Origin of the sequence: Streptomyces sp. NPDC048825 (assembly GCF_043198355.1) — a bacterium.
GTDB lineage: Bacteria > Actinomycetota > Actinomycetes > Streptomycetales > Streptomycetaceae > Streptomyces > Streptomyces xiangluensis.
This window is the reverse complement of the sequence record NZ_JBICUR010000003.1, coordinates 378,250-402,249: the sequence shown is the minus strand read 5'-3', so window position 1 is coordinate 402,249 and position 24,000 is coordinate 378,250. Positions and strand designations below refer to the sequence as shown.

Annotated in this window: 20 protein-coding genes and 1 pseudogene; 10 read left to right on the top strand and 11 right to left on the bottom strand. The window is 69.2% G+C overall.

Annotated features, from left to right (window positions below):
- Positions 1–23: 23 nt before the first annotated feature.
- The 4 genes from ACGFNK_RS10535 to ACGFNK_RS10520 are packed head-to-tail and all read right to left on the bottom strand — an operon-like array spanning position 24 to position 4,492.
- Positions 24–662, bottom strand: coding sequence for an ATP/GTP-binding protein (locus ACGFNK_RS10535; protein WP_393413973.1), 639 nt, complete (start codon positions 660–662; stop codon positions 24–26).
- Entirely contained in the window at positions 643–1,056 is a 414-nt protein-coding gene (locus ACGFNK_RS10530) for a DUF742 domain-containing protein (protein ID WP_386339007.1), read from the bottom strand. Before ACGFNK_RS10530 ends, ACGFNK_RS10535 begins: the two co-directional genes overlap by 20 nt.
- A complete protein-coding gene (locus tag ACGFNK_RS10525; RefSeq protein ID WP_393413970.1) occupies positions 1,053–1,559 on the bottom strand; it encodes a roadblock/LC7 domain-containing protein in 507 nt (168 codons plus the stop codon). Before ACGFNK_RS10525 ends, ACGFNK_RS10530 begins: the two co-directional genes overlap by 4 nt.
- A complete protein-coding gene (locus ACGFNK_RS10520) occupies positions 1,556–4,492 on the bottom strand; it encodes a nitrate- and nitrite sensing domain-containing protein (RefSeq protein WP_393413967.1) in 2,937 nt (978 codons plus the stop codon). The genes ACGFNK_RS10525 and ACGFNK_RS10520 overlap by 4 nt, the downstream gene beginning before the upstream one ends.
- Before the next feature lie 357 nt (positions 4,493–4,849).
- Here ACGFNK_RS10520 and ACGFNK_RS10515 point away from each other — a divergent pair, with 357 nt between their 5' ends.
- The gene (locus tag ACGFNK_RS10515; protein WP_393413964.1) at positions 4,850–5,635 is read left to right on the top strand and encodes a protein phosphatase 2C domain-containing protein; all 786 of its coding nucleotides are present in this window, start codon (positions 4,850–4,852) and stop codon (positions 5,633–5,635) included.
- Between the two features lie 31 nt (positions 5,636–5,666).
- Here ACGFNK_RS10515 and ACGFNK_RS10510 read toward each other — a convergent pair whose 3' ends face one another.
- Together ACGFNK_RS10510 and lon are read right to left on the bottom strand one after the other, a co-directional pair.
- The gene (locus ACGFNK_RS10510) at positions 5,667–6,203 is read right to left on the bottom strand and encodes a MarR family winged helix-turn-helix transcriptional regulator (RefSeq protein WP_393413961.1); all 537 of its coding nucleotides are present in this window, start codon (positions 6,201–6,203) and stop codon (positions 5,667–5,669) included.
- Between the two features lie 230 nt (positions 6,204–6,433).
- Entirely contained in the window at positions 6,434–8,851 is a 2,418-nt protein-coding gene (gene lon / locus ACGFNK_RS10505; RefSeq protein ID WP_393413958.1) for an endopeptidase La, read from the bottom strand.
- A gap of 206 nt (positions 8,852–9,057) precedes the next feature.
- Between lon and ACGFNK_RS10500 the strand changes: the two genes are divergently transcribed.
- Both ACGFNK_RS10500 and ACGFNK_RS10495 read left to right on the top strand, forming a co-directional pair.
- Positions 9,058–9,711 carry a M15 family metallopeptidase gene (locus tag ACGFNK_RS10500; protein ID WP_393413955.1) on the top strand — a complete coding sequence of 218 codons (654 nt, stop codon included), beginning with the start codon at positions 9,058–9,060 and terminating at the stop codon, positions 9,709–9,711.
- 89 nt (positions 9,712–9,800) lie between these two features.
- Entirely contained in the window at positions 9,801–10,295 is a 495-nt protein-coding gene (locus tag ACGFNK_RS10495; protein WP_393413952.1) for a GyrI-like domain-containing protein, read from the top strand.
- A 91-nt stretch (positions 10,296–10,386) separates the two neighbouring features.
- On the opposite strand, the pseudogene ACGFNK_RS10490 reads toward ACGFNK_RS10495, so the two are convergent.
- Positions 10,387–10,654: pseudogene (locus ACGFNK_RS10490) on the bottom strand (hypothetical protein); the annotation flags it as partial.
- 83 nt (positions 10,655–10,737) lie between these two features.
- On the opposite strand from ACGFNK_RS10490, the gene ACGFNK_RS10485 reads away from it, so the two are divergent.
- The 7 genes from ACGFNK_RS10485 to ACGFNK_RS10455 all read left to right on the top strand — a co-directional run bounded on the left by ACGFNK_RS10485 (position 10,738) and on the right by ACGFNK_RS10455 (position 20,210).
- Positions 10,738–11,433, top strand: a complete 696-nt coding sequence (locus ACGFNK_RS10485; RefSeq protein WP_393413949.1) for a spermidine synthase — start codon at positions 10,738–10,740, stop codon at positions 11,431–11,433.
- Between the two features lie 113 nt (positions 11,434–11,546).
- The gene (locus tag ACGFNK_RS10480) at positions 11,547–12,284 is read left to right on the top strand and encodes a response regulator transcription factor (RefSeq protein ID WP_392874475.1); all 738 of its coding nucleotides are present in this window, start codon (positions 11,547–11,549) and stop codon (positions 12,282–12,284) included.
- Between the two features lie 272 nt (positions 12,285–12,556).
- Positions 12,557–13,615, top strand: a complete 1,059-nt coding sequence (locus tag ACGFNK_RS10475; protein WP_393414410.1) for an ATP-binding protein — start codon at positions 12,557–12,559, stop codon at positions 13,613–13,615.
- A 216-nt stretch (positions 13,616–13,831) separates the two neighbouring features.
- Positions 13,832–17,662 carry a multifunctional oxoglutarate decarboxylase/oxoglutarate dehydrogenase thiamine pyrophosphate-binding subunit/dihydrolipoyllysine-residue succinyltransferase subunit gene (locus tag ACGFNK_RS10470; RefSeq protein WP_393413944.1) on the top strand — a complete coding sequence of 1,277 codons (3,831 nt, stop codon included), beginning with the start codon at positions 13,832–13,834 and terminating at the stop codon, positions 17,660–17,662.
- 156 nt (positions 17,663–17,818) lie between these two features.
- On the top strand, positions 17,819–17,998 hold the full coding sequence (locus ACGFNK_RS10465; RefSeq protein WP_236239996.1) for a DUF6104 family protein: 180 nt from the start codon (positions 17,819–17,821) through the stop codon (positions 17,996–17,998).
- Between the two features lie 180 nt (positions 17,999–18,178).
- Positions 18,179–19,147 carry a DUF4097 domain-containing protein gene (locus ACGFNK_RS10460; protein ID WP_393413941.1) on the top strand — a complete coding sequence of 323 codons (969 nt, stop codon included), beginning with the start codon at positions 18,179–18,181 and terminating at the stop codon, positions 19,145–19,147.
- 1 nt (position 19,148) lies between these two features.
- The gene (locus tag ACGFNK_RS10455; RefSeq protein ID WP_393413938.1) at positions 19,149–20,210 is read left to right on the top strand and encodes a helix-turn-helix transcriptional regulator; all 1,062 of its coding nucleotides are present in this window, start codon (positions 19,149–19,151) and stop codon (positions 20,208–20,210) included.
- Between the two features lie 69 nt (positions 20,211–20,279).
- On the opposite strand, the gene ACGFNK_RS10450 is transcribed toward ACGFNK_RS10455, so the two are convergent.
- The 4 genes from ACGFNK_RS10450 to ACGFNK_RS10435 all read right to left on the bottom strand — a co-directional run bounded on the left by ACGFNK_RS10450 (position 20,280) and on the right by ACGFNK_RS10435 (position 23,744).
- Entirely contained in the window at positions 20,280–20,867 is a 588-nt protein-coding gene (locus ACGFNK_RS10450) for a Clp protease N-terminal domain-containing protein (RefSeq protein WP_393413935.1), read from the bottom strand.
- Entirely contained in the window at positions 20,867–21,076 is a 210-nt protein-coding gene (locus tag ACGFNK_RS10445; RefSeq protein ID WP_010984411.1) for a helix-turn-helix domain-containing protein, read from the bottom strand. The genes ACGFNK_RS10450 and ACGFNK_RS10445 overlap by 1 nt, the downstream gene beginning before the upstream one ends.
- 86 nt (positions 21,077–21,162) lie before the next feature.
- Entirely contained in the window at positions 21,163–22,128 is a 966-nt protein-coding gene (locus tag ACGFNK_RS10440; RefSeq protein ID WP_386339044.1) for a zinc-binding dehydrogenase, read from the bottom strand.
- 392 nt (positions 22,129–22,520) lie between these two features.
- Entirely contained in the window at positions 22,521–23,744 is a 1,224-nt protein-coding gene (locus tag ACGFNK_RS10435) for an NADP-dependent malic enzyme (protein ID WP_393413930.1), read from the bottom strand.
- Between the last annotated feature and the right edge of the window lie 256 nt (positions 23,745–24,000).

Below are 24,000 nucleotides of genomic sequence, written 5' to 3'. Positions count from 1 at the left end.
CGGGTCCTGTCTCCTACCTGCAACTACTCGGGGCTGACGGCGAGCGCGTGGCCGACGAGGGCCAGCAGGGTCTCGATCGCCGAGATCCGGCGGCGCGCGTCCATGATCATGACAGGTATGTGTGCGGGCACGGTGAGGGCCTCGCGCACATCTTCGGGTTCGTACCGCTCGGTGCCGTCGAAGTGGTTGACGGCGACGACGTACGGCAGTCCGCAGCTCTCGAAGTAGTCAAGCGCGGGGAAGCAGTCCTTGAGGCGGCGGGTGTCGGCGAGGACGACCGCGCCGATCGCCCCGCGGACGAGGTCGTCCCACATGAACCAGAACCGCTGCTGGCCCGGTGTGCCGAAGAGGTAGAGCACCAGGTCGTCGTCGAGCGTGATGCGGCCGAAGTCCATGGCCACGGTCGTCGTCAGCTTCTCGGGCGTCGCGGTGAGGTCGTCGGTGTCCTCGCTCGCCTCCGTCATCAGCGCCTCGGTCTCAAGGGGCGTGATCTCGGAGACGGCGCCGACGAGCGTGGTCTTACCGACACCGAAGCCGCCCGCCACCACGATCTTCGTGGCGATCGGGGCGCGCGTCGGGTCCGTCTGCCAGGCCTGAAGGTTCTCGTCCGCGTCCGGGACGGCGACGGGGCCTGCGGCGACTTCAGAGACGGCGGAGTCCATTCAGCACCCTTTCGAGCAGTGCGCGGTCCGGCTGTCCGGTGCCGTGACCGGTTCCGTACACGCGGATCTTTCCCTGGTCCGCCAGATCGCTGATGAGTACGCGAACCACACCGAGGGGCATCTTCAGCAGCGCGGCGATCTCGGCCACCGTGCGCATCCGGCGGCAGAGTTCGACGATGGCCCGCATTTCGGGCATCACGCGGGTGCCCAGCGAGCCGTTCATCAGCTCCCGCCGTTCCTCGGGGGCTTCGAGCGCGGCGGTGCTCGCCACGAAGGTCTCGACGAGCAGTACGTGGCCGAAGCGCGTACGGCCGCCGGTGAGCGAGTACGGGCGTACGCGGGCGGGTTTGCGGTCGCTGCCGCGTACGGGAAGCCTGGGCGCCTGGCTGCTCACTGGGTGCTCCCTATCGACGCGTCCTCTATCGACTGGCGCAGCTCGCTGCGGAGTTCGGGGGTCAGGACGTGCCCGGCGCGGCCCACGAAGAGCGCCATGTGGTACGCGACGACGCTCATGTCGCAGTCCGGCGCACCGTGCACGCCGAGCAGCGAGCCGTCGCTGATCGACATGACGAAGAGGCTGCCCTCTTCCATCGCGACCATGGTCTGCTTGACGCCACCGGAGTCCATCAGTCTGGCGGCGCCGATGGTGAGACTGCCGATGCCGGAGACGACGGTGGCGAGGTCGGCGGAGGAGCCCCTGGGGCCGGTGGGCCTGGTGGTGCCCGCCACCTCGACGGCCTCCGCGTTCCTCCCGGCGTCGGAGGAGAGCAGCAGCAGACCGTCGGAGGAGACCACCGCGACCGACAGGATGCCCGGCACCTCCTCGACGAGGTTCGTCAGCAGCCAGTGCAGATTGCGGGCCTCATTGCTCAGTCCGAAGGTACTCGGCGCTGTCAACTGCTTGCCTCCTCGACTGTGTCCCCCTGGACTGTGTCCCCCTCGGTTTCCACGACTTCTGCTGCGCGTTCCCCTGCGGGCTGCGCTGCGGGTTCTGTTGCGCGTTCCGCTGTGGGCGCCGTCTGCTCGGCCAGTTCCGCCTCGACGTCGCGGCGGCCCTCGATCGCGCCCCGGTGGAACCCGCCCAGCCTGCGACGCAGCGCCTCGGCGTCCACGGACGCCGCGCGCGGCCTGGCGGCCGGTGCGGGCGCGTTGATCTTGGGCCTCCGCTTGGGCAGGCCCTTGTCGGTGACCCGCTCGGGTTCGTCTGCGACCTGCTCGTCCGCGACCTGCTCGTCTGCAACCCGATCCTCTGCGGCCCGATCGTCTGCGAAACGGTCGTCGTGGGCCCGCTCGTGGGAGTCGGGGCCGATGGCGTACGGGTCGGGGTCGCCGGCCTGAGCGGGGATGGCGATGAGCGCCATGGTGGTCTCGGGCCCGGACGGCTCGGGTGGCTCCGTGGGCTCAGCGGGCTCTGGGGCCTCGGCGGGCTGAGCGGATTCCGCGGGCGCGGGCTCGGCTTCCGGTGCGGCGGGCGCGGAGGACGCCGCTTCGTCCCGTACGACTTCCTCGGCACCGGTGTCGGTATCGGTATCGGCGCCGGTGTCCTCCCGTACCGCCTCTTCCGCCGCCGCGATCAGCGGGTCCCGGCTCGGACGGCCGGGCAGCACATTGGAGTTGACCTCGGAGTCGGCGCCGGGGAACGACAGTTGGCCGGCGCTGCCGAGTGCAGGGTGGGTCGACGAGGGGACCGTCACGGCGGGTGCGGCGGCGAGCAGCGACTTGGGCAGGACCACGACCGCCGCGATGCCGCCCTGCTTCTGCTCGCGCAGCCGTACCCGTACGCCGTGCCGGTGCGCGAGCCGCGCCACCACGTACAGGCCGAGCCCGAGACCCTCGCCGCTCTCCTGGTCGTACGAATCCTCGGGGTCGAAGTCCGAGAGCCGGGCGTTGAGTTGGTCGAGCCGGTCGGTTGTCATGCCGATGCCCTCGTCCTGTACGGAGAGCATGACCTCGCCGCTTTCCAGGAGCCAGCCGGAGACCTCGACGGGGATGTCGGGCGGCGAGAACGACGTGGCGTTCTCCATGAGTTCGGCCATCAGGTGGCTGATGTCGTCCGCCGCGAACCCGGCGAGGTGCGCGTGCGGCGGCAGCGCGGCGATCCGTACCCGCTCGTAGCGCTCGATCTCGCTGACGGCGGCGCGTACGACATCGATGAGCGGGACCGGCTCGGGGTGCTGGTGGCCGTGTTCGGCGCCGGCGAGGACCAGCAGGTTCTCGCTGTGGCGGCGCATGACGGTGGCGAAGTGGTCGAGGCGGAACAGCGTGCCGAGCCGCTCGGGGTCCTGCTCGCGTTCCTCGAGCTGCTCGATGACGGAGAGCTGCCGCTCGACGAGACCGAGGGTGCGCAGCGAGAGGTTGACGAAGGTGCCGTGGATGCTCTGCCGTACCTGCGCCAGGTGGGCGGCGGCCTCGGAGAGTTCACTGCGCAGCTTGTCGCGCTCGTCGGCCATGAGCTGGCGTTGGCCGATGAGGTGCTTGCGGTCTTTCTCCAGGCTCGTCAGCCGCTCGTGGAGCGCGGCGGCGTGCGCGTGCAGCGCGTTGACGGAGCGTACGACCTGGGCGAACTCGTCGTTGCGGCCGGTGAACTTCACCGGCTCCTGGGCGGCCGGGTCGGCGGCCAGCCGGGCCGAACCGAGGCGGAGCACGGCCAGCGGGCGGGTCAGCGTACGGGCCATGGCCGTGGATACGCCGACGGCGACCAGCATCAAGAAGCCGAGGAGTGCGATACGGATCTCCAGCGCGGTGACGTCGTCGTCGCGCAACTGGGCGAGATCCTTGGCCCGTTGGCTGTTGAGGGACGCCTCGATGCCACGCATCTGCTCGACGCGGGCGGAGAGCGCGGCGTCCAGTTTCTCGGTGTTGGTGCCGAGTTCGGACTCGGAGAGGGTCGCCCGGTCGACGAGGGTCGCTAGGTACCTCTCGGCGGAGGTGACGTCGGGGCCGGTCACCGTGGAGTAGTACGACGCGCTGTCGGTGGTGGGCGCGGCGTCGTGGAAGTCGGCGAGCGCGGCCTGCTCTCGGACGTTCGCCTGCTGGGCGGCGGCACTGAGGGCGTTGCGCGTCCTGGTGTCGGCCGCGGAAGTCGTGGTCTCCCTGCTGGTCGCGCCGGTGACCGGGTCGGTGACGGTCTCGGTCCTGGTGGGCACGTTCAGCGCGGCGAGGAGCAGTCCGCGGGTGGCGGCGGCCTGCTGGACGGCGGTGTCGAGGTCGGCGAGTGCGTGCGCGCCGGCGCCCGCGCGGGGCGGCAGCCGCTCGGCCAGGTCCTCGGCGAGACCGTGGAGTTCGGCTATGGCGGCGGAGTACGCCTGATGCGCTTCGAGAGCGGTGCTCTTGCCGGTGAGCGCTGCTCGGCGTACGGAAGAGATCTCGTCGAGGTCCTTGCGCAGCTCGGCGGGCGCCTCCTCTGTGCTCAGCTCGTCGACCTGCCGGTCGACGCGGGCACTGTGCCGCTCGGAGGGGCCTTCGCCGTCGGGACGGCCGGCCGCGATGTAGGAGGTGACCTCGTCGCGTTCGTCGGCGAGCGCGTGGGCGAGGGTCAGCGCGTCCTTGGTCTGGTCGGCGAGCGTGACCAGCTTCTGGGAGTCGTTCAGGTCGCTCGAGGCGGCGACGACGGAGGGGGCGCCGGCTCCGGCGATCGCGACGGCCACGACGGCGACGGCGACGATCAGCCGGGTGCGTACGTGGGCGGGGCGGCTCTTTCCGGCGGGGTCCGGGTAGCTCGGCTGTCCTGCCGGGGAGTTCTGTGAGCTCGGCATGCGCCCGGAGGCCTCGTTCGAGGCCGTCTGATTGCCTTTGCGCCGAGGCCGCATCTTCTGCACCGATGCTCGCATTCTTGACTCGTGTACCCATGGGCCCGGGTGACGATTCGCCATCAAACGCGTCGCCACCGTTACGGCTCCCGACCCTCCCAGTGCCGGTGGGCAGTGGCCGCGCATCGCCTGACCCGCCACCCAAAGGAGTGAACATCGGTGGGGCAGAGGTGAGCAAGTTCCTCTGGCCAGTGCAGCCACCTTGCGCGGTGGGCCTGTTGGACTCCCGCGGGATCCGGTGGCAAGATGCGCCGCCGTGCTCCGGCGGAGCCGCTTATTCCGCCGCATTTCAGGCGGGTGACCTGCCACTTCGCGCCAATTCGGCGACGATTGCCAGCCTTTGAGGAAGCTTGTGAAGAGCTCGTGCAGACTGGCCGAATGCGCACGGAACTGATCTCGGTCCCCGGTCATTCTGCCCGCCCGAACGAGGACTACGCAGCGGCCGGACTCCCAGCCTTCGGTCAGGGCGGTTCGCTTGTCGTGCTTGACGGAGTCACTCCACCGGCGACGGAAGTGGGCTGTCGACATTCGGTCCCCTGGTTCACGGCGCGGCTCGGCGGAGCACTGGGTGAACTGTCCGCTTCACGCCGAGATCTGACCCTCACCGAGGTACTGGGCCAGGCCATCTCACGAACCGCGGACGCCCATCGCACCACTTGTGACCTTTCTCACCCACGGACCCCACAGGCAACCGTGGTCCTCGCCCGCTGGTCCGCACACGAGGTCGAGTACCTGGTCCTCTCCGACTCCGCCCTCCTGGCCGAGTCCCCCTCCGGCACGGTCATCCCCCTCCTCGACGACCGCCTCTCCCGCGTCCCTCGCGCCTCCCTGGCCACCCACGCGATCACCGACGCGACGATCCGCAACAAGGAGGGCGGCTTCTTCACAGCCGCCGCAGACCCGTCGGTGGCGGCCCGCGCGGTGACCGGCACGCTCCCGCGCACCGAGGTCCGCACGCTCACCGCCCTGACGGACGGCGCCACGCGGTGGGTGGACAAGTTCCACCAGGGCGACTGGGCGGAACTCGTCACGCTGGTGCGGAAGGAGGGGGCTCAGGCGCTGGTCGAGCGGGTGCGGGGGCTGGAACGGGGGGATACAGGGCGGGAGTTCTTGGGGCGGAGCAAGAGGCATGATGATGCGACGGTGGTCTATGTGGAGTTGTGACGGCGTCCTTTACGCCCGCACCCCCCAGAGCTCAGCCCTCGCTCCGCCGGTTCAACTGATGAAGCAGCCGGGCCAGTTCGGCAACTTCCTTGCGGTCCCAGTTCGCGAGCTGGCGCACGTAACGCGCCCGCCGCGCATCCCGCACCGTACGGAACCGGGCCCGGCCCTCCTCCGTGAGGTGGACGAGCCAGGCACGCCCGTCGGCGGGGTCGGGCTCGCGGGCGATGAGCCCCAGTTCTTCGAGGGCCCTCAGCTGCCGGGACATGGTGGCCTTGCCGACGCCGATGTAGGCGGCGAGCTCGGTGGCACGCTGACCGCCGCGCTCATCCAGGCGTACGAGCAGTCCGTACGCGGCGGACTCCAGATCGGGGTGAACCTCCCGGGCCATCTCCCCGGAGGAGGCCCGCGCGCGCCGCAGAAGAACGGTCAACTCCCGCTCCAGGGCGAGGAATTCCTGATCCACACCCTGCCCCGACCGCAACGGCTGTCCCTCACCGTTTCCGCCCTCGCCCACATCGGCCCCTGACTCAGCTTCGCGATCCTGAAAGTTTTGCCGAAGCTTAGTCATTCCCGCAGCTCCGGAGGTATTTCCGGGGTGTGGGCCAGGGCGCGGGGAGGCGCCGTCTTTGCAGGGCGCGGGGCCTGTGTAAATTTGCGGCTCCGCCGCGTGGGCGCGACCAGCCACAACGAACCCGCACCCGGCAACGAACACAAACCGACCCGGCACCTCACCCGGCCGTATGGCGAAGACCCGGCCCCCCGCGAGGGGACCGGGTCTTCAATTCCCGATGGCGTCCGTCACGCCGCCACCGGAACCTCCGGAGCCGCCGCGTTCGTAGCCGGCGACAACGCCAGCTCCAGCACCTGCCGAACGTCCGTGACGGCGTGAACGTCGAGCTTCGACAGAACCTCGGCGGGCACGTCGTCCAGGTCGGCCTCGTTCCGCTTGGGGATGATGACGGTGCTGACACCGGCCCGATGCGCGGCCAGCAGCTTCTGCTTGACGCCACCGATGGGCAACACCCGCCCGGTCAGCGAGACTTCACCGGTCATCGCCACATCCGTACGGACGAGCCGCCCGCTGAGCAACGAAGCGAGAGCCGTCGTCATCGTGACGCCCGCGCTCGGTCCGTCCTTGGGGACCGCGCCCGCCGGGAAGTGGATGTGCACGCCCCGGTCCTTCAAGTCGCCCACGGGCAGCTCGAGTTCGGCGCCGCGCGAGCGGAGGAAGGAGAGCGCGATCTGTGCGGACTCCTTCATCACGTCGCCGAGCTGGCCCGTGAGGGTCAGACCGGAGGCTCCCGTCTCCGGATCGGCCAGCGACGCCTCCACGTAGAGCACGTCGCCGCCCGCGCCGGTGACCGCGAGCCCGGTGGCGACACCGGGGACGGCCGTGCGGCGCTCGGCCGGGTCCTGGGCGGACTCGGGCACATGGTGCGGCCGGCCGATCAGCCCGCGAAGATCGCCCTCGCCGACCGTGAACGGCAGCTTCCGCTCGCCGAGTTCGTGCTGTGCGGCGACCTTGCGGAGCAGCCGTGCGATGGCCCGCTCCAGGTTCCGCACACCCGCTTCCCGCGTGTACTCACCGGCGAGCTTGCGCAACGCGCTCTCGTCGAGGGTGACTTCGGCCTTCTCGAGACCGGCCCGCTCCAACTGCCGTGGCAGCAGGTGGTCCCGGGCGATGACGACCTTCTCGTCCTCGGTGTAGCCGTCGAGCCGTACGAGCTCCATGCGGTCGAGCAGCGCCTCCGGAATGGCTTCCAGGACGTTGGCCGTGGCCAGGAACACCACGTCGCTCAGGTCGAGTTCGACTTCCAGATAGTGGTCGCGGAAGGTGTGGTTCTGGGCGGGGTCGAGTACTTCGAGCAGGGCGGCGGCGGGGTCGCCGCGGAAGTCGGAGCCGACCTTGTCGATCTCGTCCAGGAGCACGACCGGGTTCATGGACCCGGCTTCCTTGATGGCGCGGACGATACGACCGGGCAGCGCGCCCACATACGTACGCCGGTGACCGCGGATCTCGGCCTCGTCGCGTACGCCGCCGAGGGCGACCCGTACGAACTTGCGCCCCATCGCGTGCGCGACGGACTCGCCGAGGCTGGTCTTGCCGACACCGGGCGGCCCGACGAGCGCGAGCACGGCGCCGCCACGGCGCCCGCCGACGACTCCCAGCCCTCGCTCCAGGCGCCGCTTGCGCACGGCCAGGTACTCGGTGATGCGCTCCTTCACGTCTTCCAGCCCGGCGTGCTCGGCGTCGAGGATCGCCTGGGCGCCCTGGATGTCGTACGAGTCCTCCGTGCGCTCGCTCCAGGGGAGTTCGAGCACCGTGTCGAGCCAGGTCCGGATCCACGACCCTTCCGGCGACTGGTCGCTCGACCGCTCCAGCTTGTCGACCTCCTTGAGGGCGGCCTCGCGGACCTTCTCGGGAAGGTCGGCGGCCTCGACTCGGGACCGGTAGTCGTCGGACTCCTCGCCGTCCTGCTCGCCGTTCAGCTCGCGCAATTCCTTGCGTACGGCCTCGAGTTGCCGCCGCAGCAGGAACTCGCGCTGCTGCTTGTCGACGCCTTCCTGTACGTCCTTGGCGATGGACTCGGCGACGTCCTGCTCGGCGAGGTGCTCGCGGAGCTGCTCGGTGGCGAGCTTCAGCCGGGCGACGGGGTCGGCGGTCTCGAGCAGCTCGACCTTCTGCGCGGTGGTCAGGAAGGGCGAGTACCCGGAGTTGTCGGCCAGGGCGGACACGTCGTCGATCGCCTGCACCCGGTCGACCACCTGCCAGGCAGCGCGCTTGCGCAGCCAGCTGGTGGCGAGGGCCTTGTACTCCTTGACGAGGTCGGCGACCTGACCCGGCAGCGGGTCGGGCACGCTCTCGTCCACCCGGGTCCCCTCGACCCACAGCGCCGCACCGGGCCCGGTGGTCCCGGCCCCGATCTTCACCCGCCCACGCCCGCGGATCAGCGCACCCGGGTCACCGTCGGCCAGCCGGCCGACCTGCTCGACGGTCCCGAGCACACCCGTACTCGCGTACGTCCCGTCGATCCGTGGAACAAGCAGCACCTTCGGCTTGCTGCTCCCACTGGAACGCGCGGCGGCCTGCGCGGCCTCCACCGCGGCTCGTACATCGGCATCGTTCAGGTCCAGGGGCACCACCATCCCGGGCAGCACGACCTCGTCGTCGAGCGGCAGCACGGGCAGGGTGAGCGGTGTGGACGTCGAAGTCATGGTCTCCCCTATGGCAGTCAAGTTGAGTTATGCAGGCTCAATGCGTGGAGGCTGCCGAATGTTCCCCTCCTTGGCGGCCGTTCGCTGTCAGCGATCACAGGCCGCCGCGGACGGCTGTGCCGGATGCGCCTGGAGGGCACGTGAGGGTGCGTTGCCGTCAGGAGGAGGGGGCTGACGCCAGGAGTCGCGCGCGCCATGATCGGTTCATGACCGAGATCGTTTTGATGTCAGATCCGAAGATCGCAGCCATACCCGTGGTGGACTGCGGTGAACGGCTCGTCGATGTCCGGCTCAACGAGCCGTTTCCCGTCGACGCTCGCAGAAACGATGACTCAGGGGCTTTCGCTCACCTGCGGGAAGGGGTACTGACCCGGCTCCTCGACGCACGAAATCTGCTGCCGGACGGCATCCGTCTGCTGTTCGTCGAGGGATACCGGCCGCCCGCCCTGCAGCGTTCGTACTTCGAGGGGTACGCCAACGAGCTTCGGATCAACAACCCCGACTGGACTCCGGAACAACTCCGTACCGCCGCAAGCCGATACGTGTCTCCACCGGACATCGCCCCGCACAGCGCCGGCGCCGCCGTCGACCTCACCCTCATCGCCGCCGACGGCGAGGAACTCGACATGGGAACACGGGTGAACGCCAACCCGGAGGAGAGTGACGGCGCCTGCTACACCGCCGCCCCCAACATCAGCCCGGAAGCACGCGCCAACCGACAGCTTCTCGTTGATGCCCTGACCTCGGTGGGCCTCGTCAACTACCCGACCGAGTGGTGGCATTGGTCATACGGCGATCGCTACTGGGCGCTTGCCGCCGGCGCCGACCACGCCGTCTACGGGCCGCGGGAGCTTGGCTGAGGCTCGCCGTTGAGGGCAGGGCGATGAGTTCTCGGCGTACGTCAGGTCTACACGTCCTGAATTAGCCCGGGAACGTGGATGGGAGCGGCATGAGCAGTCGTGGATCTGATGGCGAGGCCAGTGCCTCGGAGCCGGAACTGGTGAATCTCGACCCGACGACGACAGCGGTTGTCCGCGGCGTCGTTCCGATGGCTGACCTGCGGGACTTCTTCGATGCGTCCTTCGGTGCCCTGGCCCGGACCATCGGGGCGCAGCGGATCACCGTACTGAGTCCGGCCTTCGGCCTTTACCACGGGTCACCGGAGGAGACTTTGGATCTTGAGGTCGGGTTCGTTACGGATCGGGCGGTGCGGCCGGAGGCCGGGGTCGTGGTCGGTTCGCTTCCCGGAGGCCCGGTCGCGCGGCTGACGCACTTCGGGTCGTTCGACGGTCTCGGGTCCTCCTGGGACCGGCTGGGCTCCTGGATGCGGGAGCGAGGGCTGTCCGCCGGAGAGGACAGGTGGGAGACGTACGTCACGAAGCCCTCTCCGGACATGGACCCGCGTGACCTGCGCACCGAACTCAACTGGCCAGTGACGGACTGAACAGACCTGCCGCAGGGATTCGAGCGCGGGCGCCGCTGCATCGCTGCCCTGCGGCCAACTGGCGTGCTCAGTCACAACGGAACACCTCGTGTCACCCGTCGGTCGCGTCCTGTGGAGTCGTCGTCGACACGGGGCGCTTCTTCGAACGACACGCTTCGCGCAGCCAGTCATCGAGTACGGCAAAGTCCGTATCAACGAGGCCGATCGTGGAATCGACACGGTGGAGAAGTGCTTGCCCTGGGTGGTGCGTTGACACCCAGGCGCGATCGAGGTCGGTCAGCTCGTCGTCGACCCGGATGAGCGGCGCGTCCCGCCGCCGCCCGGACGAGGGCTCGGGTCTTCCAATGCAGCCCGCCCGGCCAACGCCGCCCTCGCAGGACCGACGGCACGTCCCCCGCCAATTCGGCTGCCCCTCGCCGGAGCGACTTGCCAAGATGGCCCCATGACCACCCGGTACGACACCCCCGTAGACCCGGAAGCCCCCGTAGTCATAGACCGCCGCAACGGCCCGTACGGCGAAGTCGTACTGCGTCGCCACGGCGGACTGCTGCAGATCATCGCCAACGGGTGCTTCCTGATGGACACATCGGACGGGCGCTCGGAGCGGCTGCTCGTCGACGCCGCTCGTGATGCCCTGGACGGGCGCAGCGAGCCGAGCGTGCTGATCGGCGGGCTCGGCGTCGGGTTCTCGCTGGCTCATGCGGCCGCCGATCCGCGATGGGGGCGTATCGCGGTGGTCGAGCGGGAGCGGGCGGTCATCGACTGGCATCTGGAGGGGCCGCTGTCGGACATCTCGGCGACGGCGCTCGCGGATCCGCGTACCGAGATTGTCGAAGACGATTTGGTCGCTTACGTCAATGAGACGTCCGACACGTACGACGCACTGTGCTTCGACATCGACAACGGGCCCGGATGGACCGTCACGGACGGCAACGAAAACCTCTATACGACGGCCGGACTCGCCGCGTGCGCAAGGGTGTTGAGGCCAGGTGGGGTGCTCGCCGTGTGGTCGGCTCAGCCCTCGTCTGTTTTCGAGGGAAGTTTGGGGAATGCCGGGTTCCGGCAGGTGCGTACCGAAGAGATCCCGGTTGCCCGGGGCGTTCCGGACGTCGTGCATCTCGCTGTCAGGCCTGGATAGCCGAGCGGTGGTAACTGCCCGTACTCTGCTGACCTGACGCAGATCATTCAAGCGTCAAGCGCAGTCATGGAATCACCCCCATGATTCCGGAAAGCACACCTCAGGGGCGGGCGATGGAGCAGACACACACCTCGCACAACGGCACGGCGGCCACGCCGGGCGCACAGCGCCGGGTGCTGGTGGTCGAGGACGATCCGACGATCGTGGACGCCATCGCCGCCCGGTTGCGGGCCGAGGGATTTCTCGTGCAAACCGCCGGTGACGGACCGGCCGCCGTCGACACGGCCGAGGCCTGGCAGCCCGATCTGCTGATCCTCGACATCATGCTGCCGGGCTTCGACGGCCTGGAGGTCTGCCGCCGCGTGCAGGCACAGCGCCCGGTGCCGGTGCTGATGCTGACGGCACGCGACGACGAGACGGACATGCTCGTCGGACTCGGCGTGGGCGCCGACGACTACATGACGAAGCCTTTCTCCATGCGCGAGCTGGCCGCGCGCGTACACGTGCTGCTGCGCCGCGTGGAGCGCGCCGTGGTCGCCGCGTCGACTCCTCGCTCCGGCATCCTGCGTCTGGGCGAGCTGGAGATCGACCACGCCCAGCGGCGGGTGCGGGTGCGCAGCGACGACGTCCATCTGACGCCCACCGAGTTCGATCTGCTGGTCTGCCTGGCCAACACGCCGCGCGCGGTGCTCTCGCGCGAGCAGCTGCTCGCCGAGGTGTGGGACTGGGCGGACGCCTCCGGCACCCGGACCGTGGACAGCCACATCAAGGCCCTGCGCCGGAAGATCGGCGCCGAACGGATCCGTACGGTGCACGGTGTGGGGTACGCCCTGGAGACGCCGACGCCGTGAGCGAGGCGGAGGGCACGGAAGAGCCGTACGCCGGGCAGGGACGACCCCCCGCCCCGGGACGGCCCCTCGCGACCGCCCTGCTGTGGTGGTCGAAGGCCCTGCTGTGGTGGTCCGACGTGCTGTTGCGGCGTTCCGAGACCCTGCACCGGCGGTCCGACAGCCTGCGCCGGCGGTCCGACGCAGCACGCCACCGGGCCGAAGCCGCGCTCCGCACGAAGGAAGGGCTCGTCGCCGGCAAGCTCTTCGGGCCTCTCGGTGCAGCGCTCCGGGATCTGCGGCCCTTCTCCATCAAGACGAAGCTCGGCACGCTCGTCGTCGTCTCGGTCTTCATCACCACCGGTCTGATGATGATCGCCGTACGCACCGAGACCGAGCTGCGCTTCATCACGGTCTTCTCGATGATCGCGACGCTGCTGATCACGCAGTTCGTGGCGCACTCGCTGACGGCTCCCCTGGACGAGATGAACACGGTGGCCCGGAACATCTCGCACGGCGACTACACGAGCCGGGTCAAGGGCGCCGACCGCCGCGACGAACTGGGCGACCTGGCCCAGACGATCAACCGCATGGCCGACGACCTGGAGGCCCAGGACCTTCAGCGCAAGGAGCTGGTCGCGAACGTCTCGCACGAGCTGCGTACGCCGATCGCCGGCCTGCGCGCGGTTCTGGAGAACGTCGTGGACGGCGTCTCGGCTGCCGATCCGGAGACGATGCGTACGGCCCTGAAGCAGACCGAGCGCCTCGGGCGCCTGGTGGAGACGCTGCTCGACCTGTCCCGGCTGGACAACGGCGTCGTACCGCTGCGCAAGCGCCGCTTCGAGGTGTGGCCGTACCTGTCGGGCGTACTGAAGGAGGCCAACATGGTGGTCTCCGCGCGCGGGGGCATCTCCTCAGGGTCGGGTACGCACACGCGTACAGACGTGCATCTGCACCTGGACGTGTCGCCGCCCGAGCTGACCGCGCACGCCGATCCGGAGCGGATCCACCAGGTCGTCGCCAACCTCATCGACAACGCGGTCAAGCACAGCCCGCCGCACGGCCGTGTGACGGTGCGAGCACGGCGCGGAGACCGTCCGGAGTCGCTCGATCTGGAGGTGCTGGACGAGGGCCCCGGGATTCCGCAGTCGGAGTGGCACCGCGTCTTCGAGCGTTTCAACCGGGGCGGAGTCGTCGCAGCGCACGGTCCGGGCAGCGACGGCGGTACGGGCCTGGGGCTGGCGATCGCGCGCTGGGCCGTCGATCTGCACGGCGGACGGATCGGTGTGGCCGAATCCCAGCGCGGCTGCCGAATCCAGGTCACTCTTCCGGGGCTCCCTCCGCTCGCAGGTTGACCTAAGGTTCGAGCCGCAGTCGCAAGAACGACGGATTCCGCGAGGCGTCCGTAGGGTAACCGCGCTTGTTTCCCGCCATTTCCAGCGTCGAAACACGCGTTTCGATGTGACTTACACGACGATCAACCGGCCCGGCCTGCATCCATCGGCCATGGGGGCGTAGCCTTGATTCCCGCTGTCCATCACCTTGTGAAGCGGAAGAGGGCGGTTGCCGCCGTGTCGCCACAGTCCCCCAGTAACTCGAGCATCTCCACCGACGACCAAGCCGGGAAGGCGGGGAAGAACCCCGCCGCCGCGTTCGGTCCGAACGAGTGGCTCGTCGACGAGATCTATCAGCAGTACCTCCAGGACCCGAATTCGGTAGACCGTGCCTGGTGGGACTTCTTCGCCGACTACAAGCCGGGTGGCGTCGCCGCCTCGGCCACGTCGCGTACTGCGGCCGCGGGGGCCGCAGGAACCACCACGACGGCTCAGGCCGCGCCCGCCCCGGCTCCCGCCGCCCCGGCCTCCTCCGATGGTCAGGCCCAGGCCGCTCCGGCTCCGGCCGCCCCCGCGGCGCCGAAGCCCGCAGCCACCGCACCGGCTCCGGCTCCTGCTCCGGCCAAGCCCGCTGCCGCCGCCAAGCCTGCCGCCGCGAAGGTTGCGCCCGCCAAGGCCGCGCCCGCGACCGAGGCACCGGGCGGCCCGGAGTTCGTACCGCTGCGCGGCCCCGCCGCGGCCGTGGCGAAGAACATGAACGCCTCCCTGGAGCTGCCCACGGCCACGTCCGTGCGCGCGGTCCCGGTGAAGCTGCTCTTCGACAACCGCATCGTCATCAACAACCATCTCAAGCGTGCCCGGGGCGGGAAGATCTCCTTCACCCACCTCATCGGCTACGCGATGGTGCAGGCCCTCAAGGCCATGCCGTCGATGAACTACCACTACGCCGAGAAGGACGGCAAGCCGACCCTGGTCAAGCCGGAGCACGTCAACTTCGGCCTCGCGATCGACCTGGTGAAGCCGAACGGCGACCGTCAGCTCGTCGTGGCCGGCATCAAGAAGGCCGAGACGCTGAACTTCTTCGAGTTCTGGCAGGCCTACGAGGACATCGTCCGCCGCGCCCGCGACGGCAAGCTGACGATGGACGACTTCTCCGGCGTCACGGTCTCCCTGACCAACCCCGGCGGCCTCGGCACCGTCCACTCCGTGCCCCGCCTGATGCCCGGCCAGTCGGTCATCATGGGCGTCGGCTCGATGGACTACCCGGCGGAGTTCCAGGGCACGTCCCAGGACACGCTCAACAAGCTCGGCATCTCCAAGGTCATGACCCTGACGTCGACGTACGACCACCGGGTCATCCAGGGCGCCGCCTCCGGCGAGTTCCTCCGGATCGTCGCGAACCTTCTCCTCGGTGAGAACGGCTTCTACGACGAGATCTTCGAGGCCCTGCGCATCCCGTACGAGCCGGTCCGCTGGCTCAAGGACATCGACGCCTCGCACGACGACGACGTCACGAAGGCCGCCCGCGTCTTCGAGCTGATCCACTCCTACCGGGTCCGCGGCCATGTCATGGCCGACACCGACCCGCTGGAGTACAAGCAGCGCAAGCACCCCGACCTGGACATCACCGAGCACGGGCTCACCCTGTGGGACCTGGAGCGCGAGTTCGCGGTCGGCGGCTTTGCCGGCAAGTCGATGATGAAGCTGCGCGACATCCTCGGCGTCCTGCGCGACTCGTACTGTCGCACCACCGGCGTCGAGTTCATGCACATCCAGGACCCGAAGCAGCGCAAGTGGATCCAGGACCGCGTGGAGCGCGGCCACACCAAGCCGGAGCGCGAGGAGCAGCTGCGCATCCTGCGCCGGCTGAACGCGGCTGAGGCCTTCGAGACCTTCCTGCAGACGAAGTACGTCGGCCAGAAGCGCTTCTCGCTGGAGGGCGGCGAGTCCGTCATCCCGCTCCTCGACGCGGTCATCGACAGCGCCGCCGAGTCCCGCCTGGACGAGGTCGTCATCGGCATGGCCCACCGCGGCCGGCTGAACGTGCTCGCGAACATCGTCGGCAAGTCGTACGCGCAGATCTTCCGCGAGTTCGAGGGCAACCTCGACCCGAAGTCGATGCACGGCTCCGGTGACGTGAAGTACCACCTGGGCGCCGAGGGCACGTTCACGGGCCTGGACGGCGAGCAGATCAAGGTCTCGCTGGCTGCCAATCCCTCGCACCTGGAGGCGGTCGACCCGATCCTGGAAGGCATCGCCCGCGCCAAGCAGGACATCATCGGCAAGGGCGGCACGGACTTCACGGTCCTGCCGATCGCCCTGCACGGCGACGCGGCCTTCGCGGGCCAGGGCGTCGTGGCCGAGACCCTGAACATGTCGCAGCTGCGCGGCTACCGCACCGGCGGCTCGGTCCACATCATCATCAACAACCAGGTCGGCTTCACGGCTCCGCCGGAGTCCGCGCGCTCGTCGATGTACTCCACCGACGTGGCCCGGATGATCGAGGCGCCGATCTTCCACGTGAACGGTGACGACCCCGAGGCCGTCGTCCGGGTCGCGCGTCTGGCCTTCGAGTTCCGGCAGGCGTTCAACAAGGACGTCGTCATCGACCTCATCTGCTACCGCCGCCGGGGTCACAACGAGACCGACAACCCGTCGTTCACGAACCCGCAGATGTACAGCCTGATCGACAAGAAGCGCTCGGTGCGCAAGCTCTACACCGAGTCCCTCATCGGTCGCGGCGACATCACGCTGGAAGAGGCCGAGCAGGCGCTGCAGGACTTCCAGGGCCAGCTGGAGAAGGTGTTCACCGAGGTCCGCGAGGCCGCCCAGACCCCCGCCGAGGTGCATGTCCCGCAGCCCGAGGCGGAGTTCCCGGTCCACGTGGACACCGCGGTCTCCCAGGAGGTCGTGAAGCGGATCGCCGAGTCGCAGGTCAACATCCCGGACCACATCACCGTCCACCCGCGTCTCATGCCGCAGATGCAGCGGCGCGCGGCGATGATCGAGGACGGCACGATCGACTGGGGCATGGGCGAGACCCTGGCCTTCGGCTCGCTGCTGATGGAGGGCACCCCGGTCCGTCTGTCGGGCCAGGACTCCCGCCGCGGCACGTTCGGCCAGCGCCACGCGGTCCTGGTGGACCAGAACACGGGCGAGGACTACACCCCGCTCCAGTACCTCTCCGAGGACCAGGCCCGCTACAACGTCTACGACTCGCTGCTCTCCGAGTACGCGGTCATGGGCTTCGAGTACGGCTATTCACTGGCCCGGCCCGAGGCGCTCGTCCTGTGGGAGGCGCAGTTCGGCGACTTCGTCAACGGCGCCCAGACGGTGGTGGACGAGTTCATCTCGTCGGCGGAGCAGAAGTGGGCCCAGACGTCCGGTGTGACGCTGCTCCTCCCGCACGGCTACGAGGGCCAGGGCCCGGACCACTCGTCCGCCCGCCCGGAGCGCTTCCTCCAGCTCTGCGCTCAGAACAACATGACGGTCGCCATGCCGACCCTCCCGTCGAACTACTTCCACCTGCTGCGCTGGCAGGTCCACAACCCGCACCACAAGCCGCTGGTCGTCTTCACCCCGAAGTCGATGCTGCGCCTGAAGGCGGCGGCGTCGAAGGCGGAGGAGTTCACCACGGGCGGCTTCCGCCCGGTCATCGGCGACGCGTCGGTGGACCCGGCGGCGGTCCGCAAGGTCGTCTTCACGGCCGGCAAGGTCTACTACGACCTGGACGCCGAGCGTCGGAAGCGCGGCATCACGGACACGGCGATCATCCGCATCGAGCGCCTGTACCCGATCCCGGGTGCCGAGCTCCAGGCCGAGATCGCCAAGTACCCGAACGTCGAGAAGTACCTCTGGGCCCAGGAGGAACCGGCGAACCAGGGCGCCTGGCCCTTCATCGCCCTCAACCTCATCGACCACCTGGACCTGGCGGTCGGCGCGGACATCCCCCACGGCGAGCGGCTGCGGCGGATCTCCCGCCCGCACGGCTCGTCTCCGGCGGTGGGTTCCGCGAAGCGGCACCAGGCCGAGCAGGAGCAGCTGGTTCGGGAGGTGTTCGAGGCGTAGGCCTCGGGCACACACCGCCTGTAGGGCGCCGTCCGAAGGGCCCGGCACCGAGTTCGTCTCGGGGCCGGGCCCTCGGGCGTATCCGGGCGCGTGCGGTCGAAGGTCCGGCTCCGCATAACCTGGAGACGTCAGACCTACGCCCCCAGGAGAGCACCCGTGTACTTCACCGACCGTGGCATCGAGGAGCTGGAGAAGCGGCGCGGCGAGGAAGAGGTCACCTTCGAGTGGCTCGCCGAGCAGTTCCGTACGTTCGTCGATCTCAATCCGGACTTCGAGGTGCCGGTGGAGCGGCTGGCGACCTGGCTGGCGCGGCTGGACGACGAGGACGACGAGTAGGGCGCGCAACGCCCGTCGTACCTGCGCTTTCACCCCTTGTGAGATCACCGGATCGGGTGTCTTGACATTCCGTGACCGCGATATATCGTGAATAGCGGAAGACGCGATATGGCGTGACCGGCGACGTCCAGTGCCCTGTCGCGTTATTCCGCAACGTCCGTTCGCGAGGAGGTCAGCACCATGTCCGAGTGGTCCGTCGCCGAGCCGAAGAAGCTCACCTTCGATGACCCCGTGACAGCACTCCATGTGCGACTCGTCAACGGAACGGTGAACGTCGTGGGGGTGGACGAGGGTTCCACCCGCCTGGAGGTGACCGAGATAAAGGGACCGCCTCTCCTGGTGACCCACCAGGACGGCATACTCACGGTGGCGTACGAGGACTTGCCCTGGAAGGGTTTCCTCAAGTGGCTCGACCGCAAGGGCTGGCAGCGCGGGGCGGTGGTCTCCCTGGCGATTCCGGCACATGCACGCGTGGAGGTCGGCGTGGTCGGCGCCGCAGCCGTGGTCTCCGGGGTGGACGGGCCGACGGTGGTGAAGGGCGTCACGGGAGACACGACACTCGTCGGCCTCTCCGGCCCCGTGCGCGCCGACACGGTCTCGGGGAACCTGGAGGCCCAGGCCGTCACCGGCGACCTGCGTTTCAACTCCGTCTCCGGTGACCTCACCGTCGTAGAAGGCTCGGGCTCCAGCGTGCGGGCCGACTCGGTGAGCGGCTCGATGATCGTCGACCTCGACACGGACAGCCCCACCGACGTCAGGCTGAACAACGTCTCGGGGGAGATCGCCGTCCGGCTTCCGCACCCCGCGGACGCGGAGGTCGAGGTCGACACCGCGAGCGGCACCGTCTCCAACGCCTTCGACGACCTCCGGGTCAGCGGCCACTGGGGCGCCCACAAGATCACCGGTCGCCTGGGCTCGGGCACCGGAAAGCTGAAGGCGACGACCGTCTCGGGCTCGATCGCGTTGCTGCGGAGGCCTCCCTCGGAGGACGAGCCATGGGACGCCGAGCCGGAGGACACCGGTACCGGCCCATCCGACAAGAGCCCCGACCACCCGTCCGACCACCCGTCCGACCGCCCGACCGTCCCTCCCTCCGAGGGCTCCCCCAGCGGCTCACCCGACAACCCGAACGACAAGAAGGGGCTCTGACATGCCTCCCGTCTTTGCCCACGGACGACTGCGGCTCTACCTCCTGAAGCTCCTGGACGAGGCGCCGCGCCACGGGTACGAGGTGATCCGGCTCCTCGAGGAGCGCTTCCAGGGCCTGTACGCGCCCTCGGCCGGCACCGTGTACCCCCGCCTGGCCAAGCTGGAGGCCGAGGGCCTGGTCACCCACACCACCGAGGGCGGCCGCAAGGTGTACGCGATCACGGACGCGGGCCGCGCCGAACTGGCCGATCGCAGCGGTGAATTGGCCGACCTGGAGCTGGAGATCCGCGAGTCGGTGGCGGAGCTGGCCGCCGAGATCCGGGCCGATGTGCGGGGCGCGGCAGGTGACCTGCGCCGCGAGATGCGGGCGGCGGCGAGCGAGGCACGCCGGGGGCCCACATCGGGCGGCGCCACGGGGTGGCGGGGGGAACACGAGGCCACCTACGGGGACTCCACGGAGTACACGGAGAAGGAGGCGTGGCGTACCGCGAAGGAGGAGATGCGCCGCGTCAAGCAGGAGTGGAAGGAACAGGCCCGGCGCGCGAAGGACGAGAGCCGACGGGCCCGCGAGGAGGCCCAGCGGGCGCGCCGCCAGGCCAAGGAGGCGCAGGAGAGGGCACGGTCCCAGGCCCAGGAGCTCCAGCGCGTCGCCAAGCGCGTCCAGGACCAGGTGCAGGACCACTTCGCACGGGGCGACTGGCCGACGGGCGTACGAGAGGGCCTTTCCGAACTCGCCAAGGAATTCGGCGAGTTCGGAAAGGACTTCGGCAAGGGCTTCGGGAAGGACGCCGGCTTCGGCCGACCGGAAAAGCCGGGGGCTCCGGAGCCCGACTACACGGTCACCCCTGAGGACTTCCCCGCCGACTACGAACCCGCCTGGGCGCACGACGACTCGACGGGCGATCCCGCCCGCGACCTCGACCGCCTCCTGGACCGCTTCCGCGACGACATCCGCGACGGCGCCCGCGACCACGGGGTGACGGAGGACCAACTGCGGGAGTGCCGACGCCACTTGTCGACGGCGGCGGCACACATAGGGGCGCTGCTGCGACCCAAGGGCTGAGCAGGAGCCCTTGGGGGTGCGGCGCCCTCAGAAGCGCCGGGCGCCGCACGTCGGCCAACCCCCTTCACCTCAGCCGGCCTTCGCCTCTCCCCCGCCGTAGAGCACGCGCCGCAGTGACGCGTACGTCACCCCGTGGTCGGCCAGCACCTCCGCGGGGACGCCGGGGCGGGAGGTGAGGGCGATCAGGATGTGCTCGTCACCGATGTGCCGGTCCTTGTGGGCGGAAGCGATCCGCAGGGACTCCGTAAGAAGGTCCTTGGCGCCACGAGTGAAAGGACGATGCCCGCCGATGAACCCGGACCACCACCCCTTTGCGCGCCCCATGTCCTTCCCCTCGCCCCCCAACGCACCCACGCCATGGGCTTCTTCGACCCTGGAGACGATCTCCGTGAGGTCGACGCCGAGACCGGACAGGGCGTCCGCCTCGGCGCGCGACAGCCCACCCCGGCGCCGCGCCTCGGCCAGAGCTTGTGTCACCGAATCCTTCTGACGGTCGAGCCCCAGGGAGGCAAGAGCGAACGACCCACGACTGCCCTCACGGTCGAGCAGGGCCAGCAGCATGTGCTGCTCCTCAACCGTCTCCGCACCCATCCGCTCGGCGTGCTCGACCGCGCCCAGCACCACCGCGCGGGCGTCCCTGGTGAACCGTTCGAACATCACTGCCTCCCGTACTTCTTGTGGACGGCCTGCCTGCTGACACCCAGTTCCGCGGCAATCTCCTGCCACGACCAACCCTGATTGCGCGCACTGCGCACCTGAACCGCTTCGAGCTGCTCCAGCAGCCGCCGCAAGGCGGAGACGGCCCGCAGCCCGATCCGCGGATCGCGGTCGCCCGCGCGCTCGGCGAGATCTGTTGCTTCGGTCATGACGTCAACATACGTTGACACGCCCCTCGATGTCAACCAGAGTTGACATTGAGGGGCGTGCAAGAGACGGGTGTGAGGCAGACGCGTCAAGAGGCGGTGAGGACGATCTTCCCGAACTGCTCACCCGACTCCATCCGCTCGAACCCCTCACGGGCACGGTCCAGCGGGAGGACTTCGTCGATGACGGGACGTACGCCTGTGGCGGCGCAGAAGGACAGCAGGTCCTCCAACTCGTCCTTCGTTCCCATCGTGGAGCCGACGACCTTGAGTTCGAGGAAGAAGATGCGGGTCAGTTCTGCGTGCGAGGGACGGTCACCGCTTGTGGCGCCCGAGATGACGAGGGTGCCGCCGGGCTTGAGGGACTTGACGGAGTGGGACCAGGTGGCGGCACCGACGGTCTCGATGACCGCGTCCACGCGCTGCGGCAGCCGGGCGCCGGACTCCACGGCCTCCACGGCGCCCAGGTCCATGGCCCGCTTGCGCTTCGCCTCGTCACGGCTGGTGGCGAAGACCCGTAGCCCCGCGGCCTTCCCCAGCACGATCGCGGCGGTGGCCACACCGCCTCCGGCGCCCTGCACGAGAACGGAGTCACCGGGGCGTACGCCGGCGTTGGTGAAGAGCATGCGATACGCCGTCAGCCAGGCGGTGGGCAGACAGGCGGCCTCCTCGAAGGAGAGCTCCTTGGGCTTCGGCAGTACGTTCCAGACGGGTACGGAGACCTGCTCCGCGAACGTCCCCTGGTATCGCTCGGTGAGGATGGAACGCGGCTCCTTGGGTCCGACGCCGTGTCCCGTCTGCCCGATCACGGAGTGCAGCACGACCTCGTTGCCGTCCTCGTCGACCCCGGCGGCGTCGCACCCCAGAATCATCGGCAACCGGTCCTCCGCGAGGCCCACGCCCCGCAGCGACCACAGGTCATGGTGGTTCAGGGAGGCGGCCCTGACGTCCACGGTCGTCCAGCCGTCCCGAGCCTCGGGAGCGGGCCGCTCCCCCAACTCCAGCCCGGTCAACGGCTGATCCCGGTCAATACGAGCAGCGTAGGCAGCAAACATGTCGTCGACCCTAACCGTCAGCGGTCGAGCGGGGCGCCTATGGGGGTGGTGGCTCCGGGCTCATAGGCGACTGCGGGCCTGTCGTGGCTGGTCGCGCAGTTCCCCGCGCCCCTTAAAAAGCCTGCGGCTCCCCCCGGCCCAGGGAAAGCCCGCACCTCCAACTACCCGCACTCTCCCACCGGCGGGAGGGGACGTGGGCCGGTGCGTCGTATGCCCGTCGCGTAGGTTCTGTCTCAGGCCACCTGCCGCCCTGTGTCAGACGAAGGGCCGTATGCCCACCCTGCGACGGGCTGACGCACCGGCCCACGGCCCCGACCCCCAACGAACCCAGGGGCGCGAGCAACCACAACGCACCGTCAGCCGACAACACTCAACCGCCGGAGGCGGCGGCGTCAGCGCCGAGCGACACCCTCCGCCCGAGCCGCCGCAGCAACCGCCGCGGTGACCGCCGGAGCAACCCGCTCATCGAACGGCGACGGAATCACGTAATCCGCGGCGAGGTCGTCCCCGACGACCGCAGCCAACGCCTCAGCCGCAGCGATCTTCATTCCCTCGGTGATCCGAGAGGCCCGCACCTGAAGCGCCCCCGCGAAGATCCCGGGAAACGCCAGCACGTTGTTGATCTGGTTGGGGTAGTCGGACCGCCCGGTAGCCACAACGGCCGCGTACTTGTGCGCGACGTCGGGATGCACCTCGGGATTCGGGTTGGCCATGGCGAACACGAACGCGCCCTCGGCCATGGAAGCGACGGCCGGCTCCGGAACCGTACCGCCGGACACCCCGATGAAGACGTCGGCGCCGGCTAGCGCGGCCTCCAACGACCCCGACAACCCCGCCTTGTTGGTCAGCGAGGCAAGCTCCCGCTTGACCGAAGTCAGATCGTCCCGGTCCTCGGACACGACACCCTTGCGGTCCGCGACAGCGACATCCCCGATCCCCGCCTCGAGCAGGAACTTGGCGATGGCGACGCCGGCCGCACCCGCGCCCGAGATCACCGCACGCAGATCCCCCAGCGACCGCCCCGTCAGGCGGGCCGCGTTCCGGAGGGCCGCCAGGGTGACGACAGCGGTTCCGTGCTGGTCGTCGTGGAAGACCGGGATGTCCAGCCGCTCCTGCAAACGCCGCTCGATCTCGAAGCACCGAGGCGCCGAGATGTCCTCGAGGTTGACCCCGCCGAAGGACGGCGCGAGCCGCACCACGGTCTCGACGATCTCGTCGGCGTCCGTCGTGCCCAGAGCGATCGGCACCGCGTCGACCCCGCCGAACTGCTTGAACAGGATCGCCTTGCCCTCCATCACGGGGAGGGAGGCCTCGGGGCCGATGTCGCCGAGCCCGAGCACGGCCGTACCGTCCGTCACCACGGCCACCACGGACGACTTCCATGTGTAGTCGTGGACGAGCTCCGGCTGCTCGGCGATGGCGCTGCACACCTTCGCGACGCCGGGCGTGTACGCGAGGGACAGGTCGTCCTTGTCCCGGATGGGCACGGTCGCCCGCACGGCCATCTTCCCGCCGCGGTGCAGGGCGAATGCCGGGTCGATGGAATCGAGAGGCTCAGCGCCGGCGTCCTGATCCGTACTGCTGTCGCTGCGAGGATTGACGATCTCCGCTGCCACTTGTTTTACCCCTTAAGTCTTGAACGGTTGAGGGTATCCACTCCGGGTGAGGGGTGGGCGGGCACCGCGCATGTCCCTGATGTGACGGCTACGTACGGGTACGTACGGGCACATACGCGACGGGCGCGCCGCACACGCGCCCTGAGCCCCGGATGAGGGGTGTAAGGAACCTTCTTACCGGACGGACGCCGTCGCCGACGAGTCCATAACACGAAGGTCACATGACGCTGACATAACTTGCGCCCGGATGCATGGA

Coding starts and splice junctions, on each gene's coding strand:
- ACGFNK_RS10535 (WP_393413973.1), bottom strand. CDS start 662: ATGGACTCCGCCGTCTCTGAAGTCGCCGCAGGCCCCGTCGCCGTCCCG.
- ACGFNK_RS10520 (WP_393413967.1), bottom strand. CDS start 4,492: ATGCGAGCATCGGTGCAGAAGATGCGGCCTCGGCGCAAAGGCAATCAG.
- ACGFNK_RS10515 (WP_393413964.1), top strand. CDS start 4,850: ATGCGCACGGAACTGATCTCGGTCCCCGGTCATTCTGCCCGCCCGAAC.
- ACGFNK_RS10510 (WP_393413961.1), bottom strand. CDS start 6,203: ATGACTAAGCTTCGGCAAAACTTTCAGGATCGCGAAGCTGAGTCAGGG.
- lon (WP_393413958.1), bottom strand. CDS start 8,851: ATGACTTCGACGTCCACACCGCTCACCCTGCCCGTGCTGCCGCTCGAC.
- ACGFNK_RS10500 (WP_393413955.1), top strand. CDS start 9,058: ATGACCGAGATCGTTTTGATGTCAGATCCGAAGATCGCAGCCATACCC.
- ACGFNK_RS10495 (WP_393413952.1), top strand. CDS start 9,801: ATGAGCAGTCGTGGATCTGATGGCGAGGCCAGTGCCTCGGAGCCGGAA.
- ACGFNK_RS10485 (WP_393413949.1), top strand. CDS start 10,738: ATGACCACCCGGTACGACACCCCCGTAGACCCGGAAGCCCCCGTAGTC.
- ACGFNK_RS10480 (WP_392874475.1), top strand. CDS start 11,547: ATGGAGCAGACACACACCTCGCACAACGGCACGGCGGCCACGCCGGGC.
- ACGFNK_RS10460 (WP_393413941.1), top strand. CDS start 18,179: ATGTCCGAGTGGTCCGTCGCCGAGCCGAAGAAGCTCACCTTCGATGAC.
- ACGFNK_RS10455 (WP_393413938.1), top strand. CDS start 19,149: ATGCCTCCCGTCTTTGCCCACGGACGACTGCGGCTCTACCTCCTGAAG.
- ACGFNK_RS10450 (WP_393413935.1), bottom strand. CDS start 20,867: ATGTTCGAACGGTTCACCAGGGACGCCCGCGCGGTGGTGCTGGGCGCG.
- ACGFNK_RS10445 (WP_010984411.1), bottom strand. CDS start 21,076: ATGACCGAAGCAACAGATCTCGCCGAGCGCGCGGGCGACCGCGATCCG.
- ACGFNK_RS10440 (WP_386339044.1), bottom strand. CDS start 22,128: ATGTTTGCTGCCTACGCTGCTCGTATTGACCGGGATCAGCCGTTGACC.